Genomic DNA, 23,292 nt, shown 5'->3' with positions numbered 1-23,292 from the left:
TTTACTTGGTTAGGTAGTTTGGCGTTTTCTGCTTTTTTTGACTTCTTTGTTTTGGACTGTTCGGGTCGGTTTCTTTTTGACGGAACTTGTTTTTTGGGTCGTTCCAGTTGTTTGTTTGGAGACGATGGGCGCTTTTTTCTTTTTTTTGATGTTCGGGTTGGGTCTGTCTTTTTTTGTTCGTTGGGCACCTCGCTCCCTCTTTTCTGTTGTTTTTTTATTTTTCTGTGTTTGTTTTTCTTTCGTTACTTTTTTCTGTGCTTGTTTGTCTCGATAACGTTTCACTAAGTAAAAGAAGAGTAAAATCGCCAAAATTAATAATGCATACAATAAAATCTTTTTGATTCGTTCCCAAATGCCTTTTCTAGCTTCCTTTTGATGGTCTTCTTTTTTGTATGGATTGACGCGTTTGCCTCGGACAAGTAGCCGATGGGTATTGACCATATAGGGTGTGCAGGTTAAAAGCGTGACGTAATCTTCTCCATTTTCAATCCCTAGTAGGCTAAAATCATTTGGGTCAATGGTTTCAATTTGATCGACTTGATAGCTATGTATTTCGTTTTCTACTTTAATAAAAAACATATCGCCCAGCTCTAATTTGGGTAAGTCGGTAAACAGTTTTGCTTGGGGTAACCCACGATGACTGGATAACACACTATGGGCACTTTCGCCGCCATAGGGAAGAGAGGTTCCCTGCATTAAACCGGCTCCACGAGTAATTTGTTCTTCATTGGTACCATTGTAGATAGGAAGTTCTACGTTGATTTTAGGGATTTCTACAATTCCGATGACCTCGCCCAGTTCTTTTTTCTTGGCATGATCGCTGGGACTTAGTAGCGTTCGCTCGGCTTCAATGGCGTAGTCTGTTGTGGCATTTCCTAATAATCCTTCGTTGTATTGTTGCATTTCTTTTTTGATTAATTCTTGTTGTTTTTGTTCTTTATTGGCTACCGTGTCTTCATATTGGGTGATGGCTTGTTTTTGGGCGTGTTTGTAGAGAGCGTTACTGACAAAGGGATAAGAAATGACACTAATACCGACTATGTATAACGCGACCACTAGGAACTTGCGCCACGATTTTTTATCTTTCACCTGAGTTCTCTGCGGCTTTCTTTTCTGTACTGGCTGCTTTTTCTTTGGTTGCATAGATTCACCCCTCCTGAGTCCTCTCCACCTAACGATTATTGTTACAGGTTCTAATTTTTTATCGATTTCATTTATTGGTTTAACGAAACAAAGGAGTACATTTTTTCCTTTTTTTCGCTAAACCAATAAAGTCTACTTTAACTTTCAAGGCAATTTTAGGTTTAAAGTAACACTTCATTGGTTATGATTTAACAGCTTTATTTTACTTACTTTTATTTTTTCTAGGAGATGTTTTTGTATTTTTTTTACGTGGTCTTTTTTTCTGATTTGCTTTTTGTATTTCTTGTTTACGTCGACGGAGAACTTGCCAAATAATTATTCCTAAAACAATACCACCTAAGATACACCCAGCAATAATCAGATATAATTGCCAATTGACCCCCTCTTCTAATTCAATAGCTGAATCTTTGTTTAGTCGAGCCGCTTCATCCTTACTTATCTCGAAGTCCTGAGTAAAGTCCCACTTTTCTTCCCCAGATGTCGCTGTTAAATGTAGCGTGTATTTTCCTGCTTTAAGGGGTTGATTTTCTAAGTAAATTGGGAAATCAAAGTTAGAATTCGGTGCCATTTTAAAATCTTGATTGGTTTGCTGATACAATACTTTACTGGACCCTGCTGCCGTTACTTCTGCTTCAATAGCTAAATCTTTAATCAATGCCGGTTCTGGATTTTGCAGATTGGCACTAATCACATTTCGGTAACTGACCTGATCGGCTTTAATTTTGTTCAACTGTAAATCACCCGCTACAGGCTGATCGTCTTCTGTTAATTTCACTGCAATAATATACGCAAATCGATTGCGAATCGCCATTCCATTAGTGGATTCTTCTTGTGAATCTGAACTTTTTTCTGTAAATTTGATGCCCCCTAAAATCATTCCGGTTATTTCTTCTTGAGGCATATTGATCTTAATCGGTACGTTAACTGTTTCATTGGCTGGCACGGTAATTGTTTCTGCCATACTGGTGAACGTAGAAAAAGGATAGTGTAATGTTTGGTCAAATACGATATCTTTCTCAGAAGAAACATAGTCAATGACACCATTCACATTGGTGATCGCTGTTTCGGTGGACATCTCCAATTCAATTTCTTTATTTGAGCTATTAGAAACCGCTACTTCAATGGTCTGTTCTTCACCGGGTTTCATTTTTAAATCAAAATATTGAAGCTCTTTATCTATTTGATTACTTGGTAAAATCGGCTTTACACTATACGGAACACTCTCCTCTGCCTGCATTACTTGAACACCAACAGTGGATAAAACTAAAAATAGGATACCTGATACTATGTACTTTATAAGTTTTTTCATATACTCACCTTTCTTACTCGATTAACGAACTAAACTTAGGATAGAAACAGGAACTTTCAAAACTTAGATAAAATAATTCAAATGAAGCTTGCTTCTATCCTATCTTTAATTCATTTTAAAAAAAACTGAGATAGAACTAAACAAGCTTTATCTCAGTCTCAAGATAGCTGTAACTAGAATTATTTAACGTCTGAAACAGCTGTCCAAGTTAAGTTTGCAGTATAAGCATCTGCATTTGAAATAGATAAACCTTTGGGTACATCTAATGTTACGCCTGCTTTATTTGCTGATGAATTGAATTCAAAAGAATTAATTGCTCCCTCACCATCAGTATCTGTGTATGAACCGATTGCTACAGCCTGACCTGGTGTCAATAATTTCGCAGCTCCTTCACCACCTGTAACTTTTGCTTGTGTACCATAATTATTTGTCCCTGTTGCCATTTCAATATTGTTGATTGACATCACCATTTTAGGCTGTTTCTTTGATCCTTCACCGTCTAACTCAAATTGACCCGCCGTCACAGTGAATGTCCAGTTGTCAATGGCATCTGAGTTGAAAATTTGAGCAAAGTTTTCAATTTCTTGGACGCCGCCAACTTGTTTCCCATCTTCATCATATTTCTTCACTGATTGTTTCATTGCTTGATACGTGCCGCCTTTTTGCGTGTTGTATTCTACCGTTTCATCTCCTGTTGCATCCGTAAAAACAAAATTCGGTACAAAATTGATTTTCAAATCTGGATCAGTCGTATTGCCGTTCCCGCCTGGTTTATCTTCAGGAACAACCGTTCCACCATCTTCCCCTCCTGGATCAGTGATACTGCCGTCACCATCTTTATCAACAGAAAACTTCACTTTCCCGTTCGTAGTTGCTGAAATAGGATCACCATCGATTGCACCTGCATTTGCGATTGTACTTCCTAGCCCAATTGCACTTAAACTTACTAAACCGATTGCGATTAATTTTGTTGTTTTCATTATAATTATTCTCCATTCTATGTTTTAGTTTATATATTTTAACTTTTTCTACCTGCTGTATTCGCTAACAGGTTTTCTTTGACTCATGACTACATTAGTATAAAAGAAAAATGAGCAGTTCTTTTTACCAATTATGTCTGATTAAGCGACTAAATATACAGCATATAGAAAAAGTAAATAACTTTGATATAGACTTTAAAAGTAATGTTTCAACAGTAAGTCTTTCAGTTCACCCTTAATTCATTGTTAATTTTCTTTATTCTTCTTTTTCATAAACAGATATATAGCTAAAACTATCACGATTATGCCCATTATTGGTAAGCTTCGTAATGCTACTTCGCCCATACTTGGTAAAGAACTAGATTTTCCGGAACTCTTATTTGGAATAGGCTCTACTGAATTTTTACTTAAATCTTTTCCAGAATCATCGTCCATGTTGTTTGAATTACCGTTAGAATTATTATCTGAAGGTTTATTAGTATCACTTGAATCAGAAGTATTCTCTTCACTGACTTTAAAACGAACGCCTCCAGTAGTCGGCGAGTCAACGTTTTGTGCCGTCCCAACCTGTGCTCCTGACCACATCACACAAAGAAGGAGGACTAAAATAATCATTATTTTTTTAATTTTGTTCATATTTCTTCTCCTCCCTCTATGGTCCCATTAACAATTGAAATTCTAGCGTTGCATCATATTCACCATCTTTGATCTGCAATGATTTCAAACGGCTAACTTCCAGTAAGAAACCTGATTCGGCTGACCATTTTTTGGTTACTTCATCTGATAAAGCAGATGGGCTTTTTAGGATCGGATAAGTTGCTTCGCTTAGGAAAACCGAGTCACTAGCTGCATTTTCTTTGTACACTAAGATATCGGATAAACTATGTTTACGATTATCAGATGAGTTTAGTGTAAAATCATCGACGATTCGAACGTTTAAATCCCAGTCCGTTCGTTGTGAAGCCGCTCGTGTATCTTCTACTTTAATTGCCCAATCCGGATCTTTTCTACTAACCACTTGTTTTTTGCTTGTTTGTGCAAGCGCGTCTTCAAAGCCTAAAACAGTAGGAACATTTAACGATAGTTCCCCCGCGACTATTTCCACTGGCACATCCACTGTTGTTGTATATGTTTTACCATTGTAGGTTGTTTGTACTTCTAGTGTGTAGATTTTCTCACCCACAGCAGAGGTATCTAAAGCATTTGGTGTTTTGAAAGTAACTGTATAATTATCTGGCTCAAAAGCCTCTAGTTCAGGATGTTCATTTTCTTTCAAGCGAACATTTTTCACCCAGTCTTTTAGTTCAATGGCCGGTTCACTCTCTTGAATAAATTTTTGTTTTCCTGCAGAATCGGCTGATAACGTATATGTCACTTCATTAATTGCAATCGGGACTTCCACATTTGTTTCTGTGTATTCCTCGCCATCGAAACGAGCTTTCACAGTAACCAAATAGGTATTGGTACCTGTTAAACTCATATCTATTTTATCTGTCGTGATTGTACTGCCGCCGTTTTTGCGTCCTGTAATCGTTACAGAAGTTGCATCTACAGGTGTTTTTTCTCCTCGACTTGAAACAATTTCAGAAGTTACCCATTTAAGTCGGTCAGCTGCACTTGGCTGTTGATCGGTGTTGTAATAGTTTTGTTGGCTTCCTTTTGCTTCAAGATTGTAGGTTAATGACGTGTTTTTATAATAGTATTTAATATACTGAGCTTTTGCAGTATATGTGCCGGAACCACCTTCTGTTTTAACCCATTCATATCCTTCAATAGTTGGGACAGTCGGTTGCGTATAGGTATTTCCAACTCTACCGGCTGGCAAGGTTGTTTGTGTTTTAATTGATTTATTTGTGTCTACATCAAGATATTGTGCATAAACATTGGTTACTGTGTTTCCATTATATTTGTATGTCAGAGTCAGTGGTGTTTTCGTCATAACCCCATTCCAATTATCTGGATAGACTCCGTTCCAAGTATAGCCGTCTATGTTTTCTGACGTTAAGGTATAGGCGTCTCCCACATTACCAGTATGCGTTTTTGTTGGTGCAATTTCCGCATTATTTTGATTGACGTATTTTACAGTAATTGGAGCTGCAGCTACTGGTGGAGGAATCTCTCCTGTTACTTTGATATCTTTTATATCTAGATCATAAAACTCATTTGGTTTACCTGCTGTCATCGGATAAATCCCAACTGCCATTGAGTGGGCACTAGGTGGTACTCTCACTGATCCATTCAACTTATTCCATTGATTATTGGTTGTTACAGTTGATGCAGATGGGTAAACCATACTATTCGAAATAAATTTACCATTCACATCAAAATACCAAGCCAGCATGTATACTGGATAACTTCCATTAAAAGAAAGATCCAATCCTGTAAATTTGTATCCCATAGATAGACTGACAGATGTATTTGGAACAACTGAAATTCCAGGTTTTTTCACGCTAAGCATTGCTTCACTGATAAGACTACCCTGATCCGGAGGTGTGGGATAAACACCCGTATTAAAGCGTGAGCCAAAGGTAATGCAGTTATCCGCATTTACTTTATAACGTGCTTGCGAGGCATACTCTCTAGCTGAGCCCCAAATAGAGTCACTTGTATACCAGCCAGATGTCAATGCTAATCCTGGATATGGGTTAAATGTGTATGGACCACTATGAGGTGATAACATCCAACCATCAGCAAACACTCCTTGTTTTAAACTAGCCTCATCTCCTTTTGCAACAATTCCAGCTGCAGACTCATACAGCGTTCCTGTAGCTCTGGGCTCAATGAGTAAACTATCCGCCTGTTCGCTCATTTCCATACCTGATGAATCCAAGTCAAATGGTAATTCGGTCGTTGTCTGGTCTAGGGAGTCAACCACTTCTGAATTCAATTCTTCCTCTGCTGCTTTAATATCAGTCGCTGGTTTTTGAATGATTAAGCCCAAAGAGATTAGGCCAACAAGAGTAGCACCAAAGATTGTTATTTTTTTTCTTTTCATAAAGTAGTTTCTCACTCCTTTCGTTTCTATTTTTAAATCATTCTTTTAACAGAAAATGCTTGTGTCTTATCTACCCATGTTCCAGGTAGATAAGACACAAGCATTTTAGTGTTATACATATTTCCTGCCAAAATAACGAGAAATAATTGTATTTACCTGATTACGCGTTCTTGCCTTTACGTAATTTGTATGCGCCACCCATTAATAATAAACCTGCAACTAGGAAAATAATCGTTCCCATACCACCTGTAATCGGCATACCAGGTGTTTTCTTATTTGGTACATTGATTGCTGGATTGTCATAAATTGGACGACCATTCGCATCTGTTCCTGTTTGCTCACCTGGTACAGTGAACTTCACATCATTTTTCAATGGAACATAGCCATTTGGTGCTTTTGTTTCTTCCAAAGCATAATCATGAATTTGGTTGCCTAAGAAATCAATTTGCGCTGGATTTGTTTCTGATTCTTTGTAGAATACCCAGTTCTCATGTCCTTCTGCATCTAAAATTGCTTGGATTTCTGCTTCAATATCTGCTTGTGTTGTTGCTGAGGTACGTGGGTTGGCTGCCACATAAATATATTTTTGTGTCACTGTTTTTTCTGGTTGGTAGACACTACCGTCGCCTGTTAATAGTGGTCCTTGTTCAGCAAAAATGTATTGTTTGCTATAATTTACTTCATTCGTATAAGCCAATCCGTCTACTGAAAATTTACCATCGGCTCCTGATGTGACTGGTGTTGCTTCATTTTTATCCGCTGTCCAACGAACCACACGTCCGTTTTCGATGACGGCATAAATTTCTTCACCTGCTGGTAATTCTACTTTATTACCAGCAGCGTCTACTGTATTAATCGCTTGTTTCGGTGTATCTTTGACGATAAATTCTGCTCCTTGTAACGGCGCATTTGTATCGGCATCTGTTTTCACAAAATCTTTTTTACCAAAAATCGTATTGACAACTTCTGTTGGTTTTCCGGGTCCATAAACTGGATCTTCTGGTCCTGGCGTACCAGGATTTTCTGGATCAACAGGTTTTGTTCCGTTGTTTCCTGGCTTGTTTTCAAAACCTAATTCACCATCATTGGGAATCGCTACATTTGAGTTTGCTTTTTCGTTAACCATGACTTCAAAGGGTAACTCGATATAATCGCCTTGTTCTAGGTCTGTTAATTTCGCAATTCCTTCTTCAGTGAATGCCCAGTAAATATATTGATCTTTTTTATCTTCTGTCGTTTTACCTGTACGAATTAGGACATCATTTCCTGCTGGCGTGTTTTCTGCAGTAGTTGCTGGATTGTCCGTAATGTGTGAGGTGAATGTTTGTTTCACAGTCCCGTCTTTACTCTTTAGTGTAACTGTTCCTAAAGATTCCGCATGTGGTGTGTCACCTAATAAGCTCAAACGCTCATCCAATGGATCATAGACTTCTAAACGGTTGTAGTTAGCTAAATCATCAGGTAGATCAGTAATTTTTAGTGTATATTGTACACGATCGCCTGTACTATGCGTTGGTTTGTCAATTTCTTTTTCAATTTCCGGTTCACCTGACGCATAGTTTTTTACATATAAGTTAACATCGTAGTTATAGTTGTTTGTGCTTGATTCCGGTGTACCTGTTGGCACATTGACAATCACTGGTGCCGCAGCTTTATCTACCGTATCGGGTTTGCTTGTTTCTACCACTAACCAACGATTGTTATCCAATTCGTTTGTGTTTACAGGTAAGTTATCAAATGTTACTGTTCCATCGGCTTTTGTCACACCTGTATGTTTCTCTAATCCAGCGGGTGTGTTTGCCAAAAATTCATCTGCTTTCGCTTGGCTAATGTTTCCATTACTGTCTTCAAGAGCATTGACTTGAGCATCAGTCAAACGACCAACAATGGTAAAGCCAACACCAGCCAACGGTTTTCCGCTAATTGCAGCGCCGCCGTTCACATTGTTTCCTGTATTTGTTCCGTCTCCCTCAAATTCATCATCCTCACCTACTGTTCCAGGCTCACGATAATTTGGATTTAATAATTTATGAATCGTTAAACTCCCAGTACTTTGAATATTCATGTCTTTCGCTTGAGCCTGAACAAATCCGGTTACGGATGTTAGGATCAAAGGTAGAGCTAAAGCAAGTGTTAAAATTAGATTCTTTAGCTTCGATTTATTCATTCTTTTTCCTTCTTTCTTCGTATATTTGGGTGGTAAAGCTATATAAAGTATTCATTTGAATACTGAATAACTAGTATTAGGCAGATTCATTTACCACTATATTTGATTAACAGTAAATGAATCTTTAAAACCTAGATGTTACATTGATTTTTTCTTTTTAAGTTGGAAGTTATAAGCAATACCAATCGCTGTTGTACCTGCAATCAGTAAACCGATAATTCCAATACTTCCGGTAATCGGCATAGAAGATTTACGGTTAATCATCACTAAGCTTAATTTTAGTTGCGTACTATTCCATTCATAATCCTTGCCTTCTTCCAACAGGTTTCCATTGTAGTAAACTTCCAGAATTCCATCTGGGTCTTCATCTGTTCGTAAGATAAAGGTATATGGTATTTTATTGATGAAATAATCATCTGGTGCTTTGGTTTCGGTTAAAGTATATTCCACATCAGGCTCTAAATCTTTGAAATTAAAGATTCCTTTATCCCCTGTTGAAACTTGTGGTTGTCCTGATCCATTAGTAGGAACTAAGGTGAACTCGGCCCCATCCAAACGCACTTCATTGTCACTAACTTTCAGTAACTCCATTTCATAATTAGCTACAGGTTTATAGTTCACTTTCTTAATTTCCGTAATTGGTCGACCATTCAGGTCTGTAATTTCTGTTGCTCTTATGATAAACTCTTCGGAATAAACATCATCTGGTAATAAATAACCATCTGGTGCTTTCACTTCCTTGAAGCGTCCTTTTTGTTTCTGAATATCATTTACTCTGAAAATTTCGTAAAACTGAGCCTCATCGAAAATGATTTCACCATTCTCGTTCGTTGTAAAGATTACAGTTTCTGGTTTGCCTTTGTCCCATATTTCATAAGTATTCCAATCCTCCCCATAAGAAGCGTACTCACTCGTATACTCAAAGGTAAATTCTGCACCTGCTAACCCTTGACTCTGATCTCTTCCATCTACTTTTTTGAAAATCAGCTCACGATCAGATAAACGACTATTTTTCTTATAAATTATATCTGGTCGAATTGCTGTGTCACCAATAACAAATTTATCTGTATATGGATCAGCAGGAAGTTCGTAGCCTTTTGGTGCTTCTATTTCTTTAAGACGATAAGTCCCATTGGTTAGCCCATACTGATCAATTTCATAATCTCCTAGATAAATCATTCCGGAATCTTTAACATCGCCATCTTCATCATAGGTTGGTTCAGTAGTAAATGTAATATCCTTGCCCGTTTTATCTTTTACTATTTGCCAATTATTTGGACTGATTTCCTTTTCCAATTGGAATACTGCTCCATTTAACCCGGCATAATCTCCTCGATCATCAATTTTTTGAAACTCAAGTAAGCGACCTTCATAATAGTTCACATGACTAATCACAGTCGGATTTGGTCTACCGCTTTGGATAGTAAAAGTTCTAGTATCTTGCTCTAAAATTTCGTACCCGTCAGGTGCTTCTACTTCTCGCCAGAAATATACACCATCCTCCATTTCCTCTAAATCATCTTGTTCAATAATAATTTCACCATTTTCATCGGTCCAATGATATTTACCATCATAGTCATAAGGATTTCCAGTGGCTCCTGGTCCAGGATATTTATAAAGTTCAAATTTCGCCCCTTTGACTGGTCTACCATTTTGATCGACTTTTTTTAACGTAAAATCACTATCTTTATAATTTTTTTTCACAATTTGAGTAGGACTTACTCCTGTATCCGTTACAGTAAATTTCTCTGTAAACGGATCATCTGGTAGTTCGTAACCCTCTGGTGCCACTACTTCTTTCAATTTGTAGTTTCCATTTTCCATATATCTTAGTTCAAATTCTTCTTCAAAAAGATATTCACCGTTAGCTTCTGTCTCAAAGGTTCTATAGGCAAAAAAGTCATAGAGTTGGTATTCGCCATTCTCATCCTCTTTGTACAGCTGAAATTCTGCTCCTCCTAATGGTAAATTGGAAGAACCATCTACTTTTCTAAAAGTCATCTCACGATTTTTTGGGATTGCATAATTCTCTTTTACTACGTAATCAGGAGTCACAGCATCAGCAGTAATAGTGATCGTCTCACTATATGGATTCTCAGGCATTTCATATCCGTTTGGAGGTTTAATCTCCCTAAAAGTTATATAGATTGGATAATCCGAACCAAAGCTCTTAATCTCGTTATCATCTAATTCAATTGTTCCATTTCTATTCGTTGTGTACGTTTTTGAATTAACCTGCTTCCACGTTTCGGATTCAGCATCATATTTTTCAATAACAAATTCCGCACCTGATAAAGGTGCATCTGAATAGTAATCTTGTTTTCTTAACGTTAATGCTCGGTCTACTGGATCATCTTCTAGTTCATTTTCAATTATAACTTTAACATCTGCCCCATTTTCTAGGTCCAGTTCAAATTCTGCAGAAAATTCATCACCGACACCACCTTGTGGTTCTTTCTTATCTAATGGGTTTGGCGCTTGCGGATCTTTATAGCCTTCTGGTGCTTCTATTTCGCGGAAACGGTATTTTTGGTCATTTTCTGATCCTTGATAGTATTTTAAAGAACTAATTAATTCTTCATCATCAATCACAGCGACACCATTTGTTGTGGTAAACGTTTGTTCTTCGCCAAACATTTCCCATTGATTATCAGCTTTTAAAGATTGAATAATAAATGTTGCTTCTCCATCCGTGATTAAGTTTCCTGTTGACTTATCTCGTTTTTCTACTCGAATAATGCTATTGTTACTCGTTTCCTTTTTATTCGTCATCATTAATTCCAGTTCAATCGGATCATTTGATAATGGGGATCCAATTAACTGATCCATTGGAATATCTTTTGCATAAGGTTCGCTTAACAATTCATTTTCCATACTATCTCTTCCATATCCATCTGTAGGAAATGGATCTTCATAGCCATCTGGAGAATGAATTTCTCGAAATCTTAAACCACCTGTCGTTGGATTTTCATAGGTTCTAATCATGTAGTCAATAAGACCTGGGTAAGTGTTATCATTAATGATTATTTGACCATTATTATCCGTCGTAAAATGCATCGGTGGATCTAATGGTCTATTTTCTGGAGATAAAGCAATCCACCTGAAGGAACTTGTTGGTTGACCATACTGTATGATAAATTCCACTCCAGGTATAGGCTTTCCTGTTTCCTCATCGATTTTTGTTAATGTCAACTCTCTAGGAGGTGACTTCATATTAGACACTTGTATCTCTAGAGATACTTCCACATGTTCTTCTGTAATCTCAAATGGATACTGACTATCGTTTAAAAAATAACCATTTGGGGCTTTTGTTTCGACAAAATAGTACTTTCCAAATGATAAATCTGAAACAAGTAAAATTCCTTCACTATTAGTTTTTAGACCTGTACGGAGTAGTGTACCATCTTCTCTATACAGCGAAAATTCTGCTCCTTCTAAGCCTATATTTTCATTTTGACTGTCATATTTGTACAAACGAACAGATCCTCTAGGCTCTTCTCGATAGTTTTCCAGAGAGTATGTCAATGTTTGAGAATTACTTGAAAGTAATGCTTCTATATCAATCTCAACCGAAAATTCTTTTCCTGCATCAAGGTCTTCAATCTTTAGACCTCCAGGATCACCTGGAGATCGATAACCTTCTGGTGCTTCTATCTCTCTAAAACGATAACCAAGAGTTCTATAGCCTGTATTTGGATCAGTTTCAGTATAATCATGAATTAATTGATCGATGACTCCTGGATATGTCTGATCATTGATGATTATTTGTCCATTCTCATCCGTGATAAATTTCTTTCTCTGTTCCCCAGTAAGAATATATTGATTGTTCCAACCAGTACCTCGATAATCAGACTGGATAATAAACGTTACTCCTGGCAGCGGTTCTCCAGTATCTGCATCCGTTTTAGTTAAGATAATCTCTTTTTTAAATTTTATATTAGATATATTCACCTCTACTGCTTTTTCTACAGTAGTGTCTGATTGGGTTATTGAAAAGTCAAAACGGTTATTTGGTGCTTTAGGTGTCTCATAGCCATCTGGCGCCTTAGTCTCTAAAAAATAATACTCGCCTATTGGTAAATCCGACACACTAATTACGCCCTTACTATCCGTTTTAAGTTCCGATCGAAGCAGTGTGCCATCTTTTCGATAGAGCTCGAACTCAGCATCTTCTAAGCTAGTTTTATTATCTTCACTGTCATGCTTATACAAACGAACCGAACCTACAGGTGTAGATTCCTTCACATTTGGTGCTGTTACATCAACTGTGATGCCTTTAGAAACATCTTCTTTTGTGATTGAAAATTCAAACCGGTTGTCATCACCTTCTGGTAAATCATAGCCCTCAGGCGCTTGTATTTCTACAAAATAATAGTCTCCTATTGCTAGTCCTGATACTGTTAGCTTCCCAGCTGAATCTGTTGTTAAATTCGTTTTTATTGGTGTACTTTCACCTTCTTTATAAAGGTCAAATTTAGCTCCGGACAACGTTTTACTTGTCTCTTCAATGTCAAATTTAATTAGTTCTACATCACCTAACAATGCAGTGTTTTTAACTTGAAAACTTAATACAAGGTTATTTTCATCCCAGATATAATCTTGACCTTCAACAAGTGTTTTCGTACCTTCTTTAACCGTCAAGTTACCGTCTGTATCCATCACAATCGTGTAGGATCCTTCTTTTTTCTGATAGCCTTCTGGGGCCTTTGTTTCTGTTAGTTCATAAGTTACCTCAGGCATTAATGGACTAAATTTAACCTTTCCATTTCCTTCTTCAGTTTTTACTGGACTTGTTGAACCATCTAATGCTCTTAATTCGAATTCAGCTCCGGTTAGAAATTTTCCGTCTTGATCTGTCTTTTGAATTTCTAAGTTGTAGTCTGACTCTTCTGTGAATACAGATATTGTTTTTGTAGGCTGATAGGCTTTAGGCATTGATAATACAGCTTTTTTTTGCTGTGTCGCATCAAATAGTGAATCATACCCTAAATCGCCATTCCACAAATCAGAGGTATTTTTTCGAATAACGACATTCACATCACCTTCTTTAATGTCTGTATTCGCTTTTATAGACAGATGTCCTGTAAATTCACCACTTGTTCCAATAGTTCCATTTTTATCTATAAGGGTGACTTTATCCAACCCTTTAGAGGCTCCATAATCCACATAGTGAATAAACTTCTCTTGGTTATTTGGAATGTTAAAGATCGTTTTAGTTTCGCCAACTTTCATCCCTACTGGTGCTTCATTGATATAATTCATGTTCTTATACTCATCAATCATATCTTCGATCTCTTTGATTGTCCCATCCATATCAACTGATCCCCATTGACCATTCTTGTGAGATTGTGGGTCTAAATCGTCATAATCCATATCTAGTCTGAATGCGGGATTAAGATTCTCTTGTGCAGCTATTAGCCACGCACGCAGTTGTCCGCCAAACATATATTGCCGTTGGTTATATATGTTTTCTGTACTTCCAGTCCATTTAATCGGAGTTGATGATGTTGTTGTTTGTCCTCTAGAAACATCCATCCCAGCTCCTATACCTGTACCATATGTTTCTGACAGCATCGCACCCATATGGAGCCCGTAATGTATTTCAGCCGCAGCTTCATCACCTACATAATCTCTCAGATCCGCTTTTTCTCCATTACCTTCAACTAATGAATGGAAAATATCCACACAAAGAGCGACCAAATCAGGATAATACTGCCCACCATTTTCAGGTGAGGCTGACATCCCAAAAAAATAATATGGATGTCCAGATTCTGGTATCCCACCTTTATAATTTGGATTTTTTGCTCTTATATCCGCATCATTTATTTTTGCATAAAAAGAGTTGGCCATAATTCCAACATCTGTCTTCCAATAGTAATCACTTGAGCCATACAGAGTCGGTGGTGTTAATCCGTAATTTTCTGCATTTGCTAACCAATCAAAAGCACCTGGTGTATGTGGCAAAATAGTGAACGGATAGTCAGTAAAAGCTAAATTTTGAACTTCACTATTGCTTTGAATTTTTAAAACGGCATCCGTTCTTTTGTCCAAATTAGTATTTCCTAGCTCTTGTTTTAGTCTAACGATAGGTTTCAACGTAACTTGTACATTTCCATCTAGTTCTTGAAGTGACTCTGGTAAAGTTGAATCAAACTTAAACTCAACAGATGTAGCACCAGAATTTATTTCTGAAATACTACCAACTTTTTCTCCGTTGATTATGATAGTACTTTCTGGAGATGAAAATGCGTTGATATATTTATTAGGAACATCGTAAACAAATTTTTTCCCTACTAAATTATTTAAAGCTTCTCCGTTTATAGAAAATGTCAAATCTAAATAAAATGGTGCACCTATAACAGATTCATTTATCGGTTCATCGGTCGGGAAATCTCTTGGTACAACGCTAATTAAAGAGATATTTGATGTAATATCTACAAAATCTTCCGTTGATTTAGTTGTGTCCGTAGTACTTGGTTCTATCCGTTCAAATGGTTTCGATGGGAAAATAATCTCTACTACTTCATCATCATTGTTTATTTCCTCTTTAGCTGATAATAAACTCTTACTAGCCAACATAGTACTTGATAGCCCAACGATCATAATGAGAACAATCCCTGAGATCCAAGCAAATAATTTTTGTTTTTTGTTCATGACTTTCTCCTTTCTTTTTCGTTTCAGATTGTACAAACAATCAATTGTATTTCATCCGTAATTTTAGGGTTGTTTCCTCTTAAACCCTTGTATATCTTTTCTATCTTCATATAATTCCTCCAATTTCATATACAATTCTTCTTATTTTATATAATTGTTCTGAAAAATACAGAAACAATTGGAACAGCTCTTATTATTACGATTACTTTTTTATTCGATTAAATTACTCCTGTTCACTTAATTACAAGATTATTAAAAAAATTACATCCCTTTACCAATCACATTTCTCTTCACTGATCTGTGACAACTCTTCATAAAACCTACCTGCATTAGACGATGATAAAGATTCCCAATAGAAGATCGGTACTGAAGAAGGTACATCCAATATATTTTCTGTTGAAGCCACATCACTTACTACTAAACTAAGTTGATCTGGCATTTTTTTGCAGATGTTGATATTAAAGTTAAATTGTGGATTTGTTTTTAATACTTCTTCATTTAATTCTTCAGTCGATTGATCGCTCACCAAGTAAATATTAATTGCTGGTTTGTACCTCACCCAGTCGATATATGTTATTAGTGTCTGGGTATACTCTAACTTAAGAACCTCTAATTGGTCAGTTGGTAACGAACGTTCACTGTTATCAACAAAATTAGATACAATTTTATAAACTTTTTCTGTATCGCTTTGATCTTTTTTTAATACAGAAATATGATTGGTTGGATAGACTTTATTTAAAAGCAAATGACGATAGGCAATTAAACTGAACTGATATGATACATTGATATGTTCTTTAATTAGTAATGGTTCTGGTAATAACACATCAAACTGGGTAATTAAATAAAAATTCATTTTGAAAAGCGGATCGTCTTGAAAAATTGTGTCTTGGTAAAAGAAGTAAGGGATTTTTTTTATTGCTGGAAAGTTATTGTTAAGTAAAAGTAACGTGAAGAGTGCCTGATTCTCAAATAACAATTCTTCCCTGCCAATTTGAGGTTTCAAACTTCTCAAAAATTTGAATCCTTCATCTAAAAATACTTTGAAATCTGGTGTATCTTCAGAGTAAAGCAACTCTTTTTTTGTTTCGGTAAACTCCTTATTAGTAAGGCCTATTCGAAACAATGAAACTGCAACTAAGTACAAGGCAGAAATATCGTTTTTCAAATCATATGTATCAATAAATTGTGATGCTACTATGGAAAGATATTTTTGAGTATCTTCTAAACTAATGAATTTAAAAATCCACTCTTTGCTTCCATAAGACTGTGCTAAAAAGGAAGATGCAAAAAGTCGCAGTGCCCATTCATTTCCCTTCAAGGCAATTTTTTTCTGAATAGAAATTGAAACACTATAAGGAGCTAATTGTTTATTCACTGCCCCGACTTCTCTTCTTAATGTCGACTTAGATATATAGTATTTTTTCACTATGTCATCAATTGTGCCGCTATTCCCTAGTAAAGTATCTTTTAAAATTAGGAACGGAATAGATTCATTTAGGTAGTAAAGCAACAAATGATCAATTGCAACAATTCTATTAATCTCTAAGGCATAATATTTTTGTCCATAGTTTCTTCCTTGAACCAGTTGAATATCCTCTTCAAGCTTGGCTGAAGAAATATCTTGATTAATCTCAGTAAACAATAGAGTGACCGTTCCATATGACATATTAAGGCTATTCATTAATTCATTTTGCGAGAGTTGATAGTCAGGTAACGAAAGTAACTTCTTTAATATAGAATACTTTTTCTCTTGTTTTTTACTTAAAAAAATCTCAATTTTCATTTAAATAATCCTTTCTTGTTTTTTTAAACTTCACGAGGGTTTGACTGACTTGTAAAATTTTATCACAGTATTTATTATTTTTTTTTCCAATTTAATAAAGCAAAATTATATTTTCTGGAAACCAAACACTATCTTATTTAGAAAAAAAGAAATTTAATAAGTTCTTATAGAATTTTTTTTTTTACATATAGCGTTTCATTAAAATCTGAATAGAAGGTATTTCTCCTTTAATTTTTTTTGTTTTTTTTAATAATTTGTTTTATCTAAAATGATTATATGTAAAAAAAGGCCTATCAATTTCATCAAAAGTGTCTTGTCTTACGACAATTTGAATAAATTGAAATAAAATCATTTGTTATTTTTTAATCCACATAAAAAAACAAGTATTATTTTCAAAAAAAAGTAAAATACTTTCAAAAAAAGAAAAACTCGATTGCTATTCCTTAATTATGTGATTGTAATAGTCTTCGTGAAAAGGTAGTCACCACGATGATTTCCCAATTACTCAAAATAAAGTCCAGTATCAAAAAAATACCATAAAGCTAAACTTTTTGAGTTTTTGCTTTATGGTACTTTTTAATTTTTATGATTATTTCTTACGGTTCTTGAATAATCTCCCAGGTAACTTCTCCTGTATATTCATCCGCCAAGGTTCCTTTAGCAGGAACTTCTAATTTAAACCCCTGATTCTTAGTTTCTGCCGTATCTAAGATAAAATTGAAATCTTTCTTAGCTGCATTTCCCGCATCCTGTTTATTGTTTACCAATTCTCCACCAGTACCATTTAAAATAATATCTTCTGTACCGTTTTGGTAAATCAAGCGGGCATTTTTCAGCACTTTGTTTTCTTGAGTAGTAAACTCTTTGGACAAGAATGCATTCAGTCGAATATTTCCTCTAGTTTTTTCTGGTTTTGTTGTTGCCGAGCTAGTGATTTGTCGGTTATCTCTCAACGCTACTTCAAAATCATTTGTATTTTCATAAGATAGAACTTGTTTGAAAGGAGAAACAAAACCAGTCTCAAATGTTAATAATTCAGGGACTTTTAGCGACAACAAACCTTCATACTTATAATAAACTGCTTCCGTATCATAAGGAATCGTTACCGCTGTTTCTGTTCCACCAGCTTTTCCTGAATCATAGTTTAAGAAGCGGAAATCAGAGCTTTCTAAGTTCAATTGCTCAATTTGATCGGTTACAGCTGCTTGTTCTTTTAGATTGATTATCGAACCATTGCCACCTGTTAAAGTAATTGGCGTAACTGTTTCGATATCAGTGCCATCCTGATAAGTAAAATGAACAATAATTTTACCTTCTTTAATATATGGAATTGTCAGCTTATTCTCTCCAGTAGGTGTCAACGTAATTTCTTTTCCTGCTTCGTTATACTCGTCATTAGAGAGGTAACCATCCGGTGCTTTGATTTCTTTTAATGTGTAGTTGGTGACAACATAGTCTTTCAGTAAGATTTGTCCATTAGTATTTGAGGTCACTGTATCTACTAATTTACCACTCTTATCTAAAATTTCATAGGTTGCACCAGCTAAAGCTTTATTTGTAACCGAATCTACCATATTTATCGTTACATCTTTTAAAACAAGGTTTCCTTCACCGCCAGCTCCGGAATTATCAATATCAAATTTCCCAGACCAACTATAGTATAAATAACTTTGAGTACTTATAGAACCCCGTGAATTCGTATAAGGATGGCTGGAACTGCCGCCTGAATATGATTTACTCCCACTAGTATTAAATGTCCATTTCATTTTTACGATTAAGCCATTTTTTAAACTATCGTCATTAATCGTGATCGACCAGTCAGAATAGCCTCCTCCACTAACAGAAACCGTTGAAGCAGGCAAGGGATTCCCAGCTCCATCTGTAATTTCTCTTAAACTTGGAAGTTCCTTGGAGTCATTAGCTGGAATGATTGTTGCAAAACTAATTTTAGTTCCTTTAATTAAAGCAAAACCATTATTTTTATCAACTGTCAAAGTACCTTCACCAATATTAGCGTAGGTTTCACTTGTCTTTAGTGTAAAACTTTTAGCTAAGGTATTATTGAAGTAAAGTGTTTGAGAATTAGAATTAACTGGATCAAAATTATCATTGGTTTGATTAATCGCGACATAATCAGAAGCCGCATTATAATAATTATTTTTGGCTAAAGTAAAGCTCACGATAATTGGCTGCGTTAGTTTCTTATTTTTCACACGAATTTGATTATCTTCTACAATTATTTCTGGATATTCTTCATTTTCTGACGTAATTTCTTCATCTGGCAACAAGTTACCATATTCAGTTGTTGAAAATTGCTTGATTTTATTGACTGTAAATTTTTTATCTAAAATCGATACATCTAAGCTTTTATAATTTATAACAACTTCATTATTACTAAGATTTGCCCCAGCTGGATTAATCAATAATTTCACTTGATTCACTGGTTGTTCTTTGATTTTTTCAGTTGTACCACTATAACTATTTTTACCTAGTAGAAAAGCTGAGTTAGTCGTGAGATAGCTTGGTATATAGGCAGATCCCAGCGTAGGAAATTCTTTTTCTACTGATGAATCAAACACAAGCTTTGGTGTAATGGTATTCGTTGCTCGTGAATATTTTTGATCGATCGTTGCCAAGTCTACTCCTGTTTCATAAGAAATAGTGAGTTTTTCTCTAACTTCCTTTAAGAATTTGATTTCAAAGCTATCACTCGAATCAATCACTTCGTAATCAGTTCCTTCAATCAAATCTTTTTTTGCGCCATTTTTACCGAATTCTACCGAACTAATTTTTATATTTTTTAATGTTCCAGCTTTTACACCTTCACCAAAAGTATCTGTGATCTTCGTTATTTTTTGATAAAGAGAATTAATTGTAGCGGTCCATGTAATAACATTCTTATCTGTATTGAAGCTACCGCTTTTGATATTGTTTGCTTGCCCTTTAAAAGTAGTTGTTCCATTTGTTTGATAACCGTTTCCTGATAGAACAAATTTACTGTTATAAGGCGTTGTGACTGTTTCATCCATCCCCATATAAAGATCTAAACCAAATGTTTCGGTTGTATCTTCACCTAGATAAGTCAGCGTTACTTCGCCAAATGCATCACTAGTGATTTCCCAATTTTTAAGAACACTTTTGCTCCCTTCAACAATTGAACCATTTGCGTTAAATGTAACTTTGTATTCTTGAGATAACTTCGTATTGATTGCTACTAACGCGGGATTCCCCTCATTAGTCAGCTTGAAGGTGTCCCCTTTTTTCAAATCCTGATTCGTTCCATTAATATAAACTGGTGTTTTAACGATCATTTCATTCTCTTTTACATTCGTATCTGCAATAATTGTACCTAGTCCCAAATAGCCTAATTCAACCACAAAAAAATTCACTGAGAAGCGTCCATACGAAAGAAAACTAGTCGAAGTTGCACTTGGATATACCATAAAGGTTATTGGAAAAGTAACTGACCCACTCCTCCCATTTGAAATCGGATTAAAATCAGAGTAACCAAAATCTATTTCTCCTCCTGAAACTTCTAAAGCTTCATGAAATCTTTCTTTAAACTGGATTTGGTAAGTTGTTTCTGTTTTTTTGATAATGACAAAATCTTCATTAATTTTTAGTTCTTTTTTTTCACCTACTTGAGTTCCATCAATCATTGTTTCATAAGTATAATATTGAAACGATTCAAGATCATGAGTTGCATCGACATAGCCATCGCTCCAGTAACTTGGTAAAACTTTCTTCGGAACAGATACTTCGAGATTAGCTTTAGCTAAGTCTGCATGGGCATAATTAATATTTAGTGTATCAAATTGTCCACCCGTTGTGGGCATTAATTTATCTTCTTCACCTTCTTTATTGAAGGTTTTACCGTATCTATATTGGGGTGATGTTTGCTCATACAAATGGAAAATATAATTTGTCGGTGTTTGTGTCTCAAAAAGCATTGTTTGTTTTGAGTTTTTAGTACTGTCGAACTTGATTCTTGTTGTCAAATCTAACTTATATTCTGCTGATTGAACGTCTTTGACCATTGTCAGTGTCAGTTTTCTCGTTGTAGGATCAATCCGATAAGTTGCAGTATCACTCAGCGAGCCTTCAATGACTTGAACATAAGTGAGTCCTTCAGGCAAAGTTGTTTCATACGTATCTCCAACTTTGTAATCCTTATTTGTAAATTTGAACGTCATCGTCACTTTTACTTCTGAATCATTTTTAAGATAATCTTCTTGCTCCAATACCCGACTAGTTTCTGCTGGAACTAAAATTCTAACTGATTGAAAAATATTATCTGTAATGGCACTAGTCGCCTGTATTTCTTTTGCTTGAAGACGATTTTTAGAATTAACGGAAGTAGCCGCGATCAGACCGATTACTAAACTAATCCCTACAATTATTAAAGAGAGAATATACTTTTTTCTTTTCATTTCAGCTATTCACTCCCTTCGTATCGTACATTTTGCAACAACACTGTTTATTTTTCATTTTTAAGTGTAAACTCAATCCGTTCGTTGGAAAAGTAGCGACTATTCAGATATAGTTTCTCTTTTTTCTTATCCCAATGAAGATTTTCCAGCGTCATATGTACGATGGAATTTAAATCCGTTGTAGATTGAATTTGTTCTATCCCTTTTTTAGTGTATTTCAATGTTAGTTCTTTATCTGTTTGCGTTTTGATAGTATAGAGTTCTGATTTTTTTTGCAGAGCTGCGATCTCTTCATCTGAAAATAAAGACTTATCAATTTTTGATAGCATTCCAACTTTGCTACCATTGTATTTGTTGACACCAGCGGCTTCCCAAACGCCTGTATAGATCAGTGTTAAACCGTTCGTTTGTTGATAATTCGGAAAGGCTAGTTCCCAATTCTGACCTTGACTAGATAAATTCATCGTTTGATCAGATGAGACCCAATTTCCACTAATTTTTTGGGCAAATGGATAACTTAGATAAGCGCCAATTCCACCAATAGTAATGATGAAAAGTAATAGTACTAAAACAATATAAAAGAGAATCGGTTTATGTTCTTTTTCGTTTAACATTTCCTCGGTTAGAAGTAGATTGTTTACCGTTTGGTCGGTTGTTTCGTTTTTCGTTATTTGTTCTTCTGTCATGCTCTTTTCCCTTTTTCCTTTTTTTTAGGCGTGCTATTCTTTCCCGCTCTTTGCGCTTTTTCTTCTTTTTGGATAAAACTACCAACAAGATGATTAGAAGAATCACCAGAACAAGAAACACACCTGCTCCAATTAAAATGTAGGGTAAATAATCTTTTTCTAGATCAACTGCTTGATCGTTTAACTTTTTGGCCTCTTTTGCACTGATAACAAATTCTTGCTGAAAAGACCATTCTTGTCCTGTATCTTCAGACTTTGCTTTGATATTTGCTACATAAGCACCTGCTGCAAAAGGTTGATTTTCCCAGCTGATTGGCACATTGTAATTCGTATTCGGAGCAACTCGGTAGCCTTTGACTTTTGTTTCATGTAATGGCGCACTGTCTCCTTTTTTGTTAATAGAAGCTTCATATGAAACATTGTCAATAATTGTTGGCGTAGGGTTTTGTAAATTTACTTTAACAGTATTACGCCCAGCAACTTGTGTGGCAAAAACTTTTTTTAAAACTAAGTCTGATTCAGGTAAATTATCTGTCTCTCTCAATTGGATTGCGACAGAATAAGCAAAATTATTGGAAATGTTAAAGCCTTTTTTAGTTTCTTCTGTTTTCTCTGTATCTGCATCAGCGCTTGTAACACGAATAGCACCTAAAATTAAACCTTCAAACGGTTCGCTTGGTATTTCCAATTTTACTTTGGTAATTGTGGTTCCTTTTGCCGGAATACTTACCGTTTGTTCTGAGGAAGCAATACTGGATAACGAATATTTCATCGAGGAGTCTTTATTGGCATCACTTTCGGTATAAACAAATGAACCACCGTCACCTGTATAAGCAGGATTGATATCAATATTAACTGTAGCGTCTTTATCTCCTTGATTGTATAGCTGAAAAGATAGTTCTTGCTTAGAACCTGGTTCAACTTTTAAATCATAATATCCTGCATCTGCCGTGACTTGATTGTCGGGTAAAATCGCTTTAACTGAAATAGGAATCTCTTCTGCTTGAGCAGTGGAAATAGGTAATAAGAAGATCACACATAACAACGAAAATAGCTGCCATTTCCAGTCTTTTAATTGTTTTAGTACGTTCATAGACTTTTCCTTTCTAACTAAATTGGCAAAAAGTTCGCAAAGAACTTTCCGC

Annotated in this window: 11 protein-coding genes; all 11 read right to left on the bottom strand. The window is 35.6% G+C overall.

Translation table 11 applies throughout. The annotated features are described in order from the left end of the window. Window positions 1-9 precede the first annotated feature (9 nt). Window positions 10-1,143, bottom strand: coding sequence for a class C sortase (locus C240_RS04815; RefSeq protein WP_271491753.1), 1,134 nt, complete (start codon window positions 1,141-1,143; stop codon window positions 10-12). Between the two features lie 202 nt (window positions 1,144-1,345). After that, window positions 1,346-2,452 carry a DUF916 and DUF3324 domain-containing protein gene (locus C240_RS04810; RefSeq protein ID WP_271491749.1) on the bottom strand — a complete coding sequence of 369 codons (1,107 nt, stop codon included), beginning with the start codon at window positions 2,450-2,452 and terminating at the stop codon, window positions 1,346-1,348. 179 nt (window positions 2,453-2,631) lie between these two features. Then, window positions 2,632-3,432: a WxL domain-containing protein gene (locus C240_RS04805; RefSeq protein WP_271491746.1), complete on the bottom strand. Its 801-nt coding sequence runs from the start codon at window positions 3,430-3,432 to the stop codon at window positions 2,632-2,634. Between the two features lie 246 nt (window positions 3,433-3,678). Continuing rightward, the gene (locus C240_RS04800) at window positions 3,679-4,068 is read right to left on the bottom strand and encodes an LPXTG cell wall anchor domain-containing protein (protein ID WP_271491743.1); all 390 of its coding nucleotides are present in this window, start codon (window positions 4,066-4,068) and stop codon (window positions 3,679-3,681) included. 16 nt (window positions 4,069-4,084) lie between these two features. After that, complete coding sequence (locus C240_RS04795) at window positions 4,085-6,427, bottom strand: MucBP domain-containing protein (RefSeq protein WP_271491740.1); 2,343 nt, start codon at window positions 6,425-6,427, stop codon at window positions 4,085-4,087. A 160-nt stretch (window positions 6,428-6,587) separates the two neighbouring features. Next, the gene (locus C240_RS04790; protein WP_271491738.1) at window positions 6,588-8,594 is read right to left on the bottom strand and encodes a SpaH/EbpB family LPXTG-anchored major pilin; all 2,007 of its coding nucleotides are present in this window, start codon (window positions 8,592-8,594) and stop codon (window positions 6,588-6,590) included. 138 nt (window positions 8,595-8,732) lie between these two features. Then, window positions 8,733-15,248, bottom strand: coding sequence for a SpaA isopeptide-forming pilin-related protein (locus C240_RS04785; protein WP_271491735.1), 6,516 nt, complete (start codon window positions 15,246-15,248; stop codon window positions 8,733-8,735). A gap of 271 nt (window positions 15,249-15,519) precedes the next feature. Further along, the gene (locus tag C240_RS04780) at window positions 15,520-17,031 is read right to left on the bottom strand and encodes a helix-turn-helix domain-containing protein (protein WP_271491732.1); all 1,512 of its coding nucleotides are present in this window, start codon (window positions 17,029-17,031) and stop codon (window positions 15,520-15,522) included. Between the two features lie 596 nt (window positions 17,032-17,627). Next, on the bottom strand, window positions 17,628-21,461 hold the full coding sequence (locus C240_RS04775) for a SpaA isopeptide-forming pilin-related protein (RefSeq protein WP_271491729.1): 3,834 nt from the start codon (window positions 21,459-21,461) through the stop codon (window positions 17,628-17,630). Between the two features lie 47 nt (window positions 21,462-21,508). Next, complete coding sequence (locus C240_RS04770; RefSeq protein WP_271491726.1) at window positions 21,509-22,147, bottom strand: hypothetical protein; 639 nt, start codon at window positions 22,145-22,147, stop codon at window positions 21,509-21,511. After that, a complete protein-coding gene (locus C240_RS04765; RefSeq protein ID WP_271491723.1) occupies window positions 22,053-23,240 on the bottom strand; it encodes a DUF916 and DUF3324 domain-containing protein in 1,188 nt (395 codons plus the stop codon). The genes C240_RS04770 and C240_RS04765 overlap by 95 nt, the downstream gene beginning before the upstream one ends. Window positions 23,241-23,292: the final 52 nt, after the last annotated feature.

Source organism: Enterococcus sp. 5H, from assembly GCF_028128615.1.
GTDB lineage: Bacteria > Bacillota > Bacilli > Lactobacillales > Enterococcaceae > Enterococcus_L.
This window is presented reverse-complemented; position numbering and strand designations above follow the sequence as displayed.

What these genes read in the sequence shown, in the direction of transcription:
- C240_RS04770 (WP_271491726.1), bottom strand. Translation starts at nt 22,147, where the DNA reads ATGACAGAAGAACAAATAACGAAAAACGAAACAACCGACCAAACGGTA.
- C240_RS04790 (WP_271491738.1), bottom strand. Translation starts at nt 8,594, where the DNA reads ATGAATAAATCGAAGCTAAAGAATCTAATTTTAACACTTGCTTTAGCT.
- C240_RS04780 (WP_271491732.1), bottom strand. Translation starts at nt 17,031, where the DNA reads ATGAAAATTGAGATTTTTTTAAGTAAAAAACAAGAGAAAAAGTATTCT.
- C240_RS04785 (WP_271491735.1), bottom strand. Translation starts at nt 15,248, where the DNA reads ATGAACAAAAAACAAAAATTATTTGCTTGGATCTCAGGGATTGTTCTC.
- C240_RS04775 (WP_271491729.1), bottom strand. Translation starts at nt 21,461, where the DNA reads ATGAAAAGAAAAAAGTATATTCTCTCTTTAATAATTGTAGGGATTAGT.
- C240_RS04810 (WP_271491749.1), bottom strand. Translation starts at nt 2,452, where the DNA reads ATGAAAAAACTTATAAAGTACATAGTATCAGGTATCCTATTTTTAGTT.
- C240_RS04800 (WP_271491743.1), bottom strand. Translation starts at nt 4,068, where the DNA reads ATGAACAAAATTAAAAAAATAATGATTATTTTAGTCCTCCTTCTTTGT.
- C240_RS04815 (WP_271491753.1), bottom strand. Translation starts at nt 1,143, where the DNA reads ATGCAACCAAAGAAAAAGCAGCCAGTACAGAAAAGAAAGCCGCAGAGA.
- C240_RS04795 (WP_271491740.1), bottom strand. Translation starts at nt 6,427, where the DNA reads ATGAAAAGAAAAAAAATAACAATCTTTGGTGCTACTCTTGTTGGCCTA.
- C240_RS04765 (WP_271491723.1), bottom strand. Translation starts at nt 23,240, where the DNA reads ATGAACGTACTAAAACAATTAAAAGACTGGAAATGGCAGCTATTTTCG.
- C240_RS04805 (WP_271491746.1), bottom strand. Translation starts at nt 3,432, where the DNA reads ATGAAAACAACAAAATTAATCGCAATCGGTTTAGTAAGTTTAAGTGCA.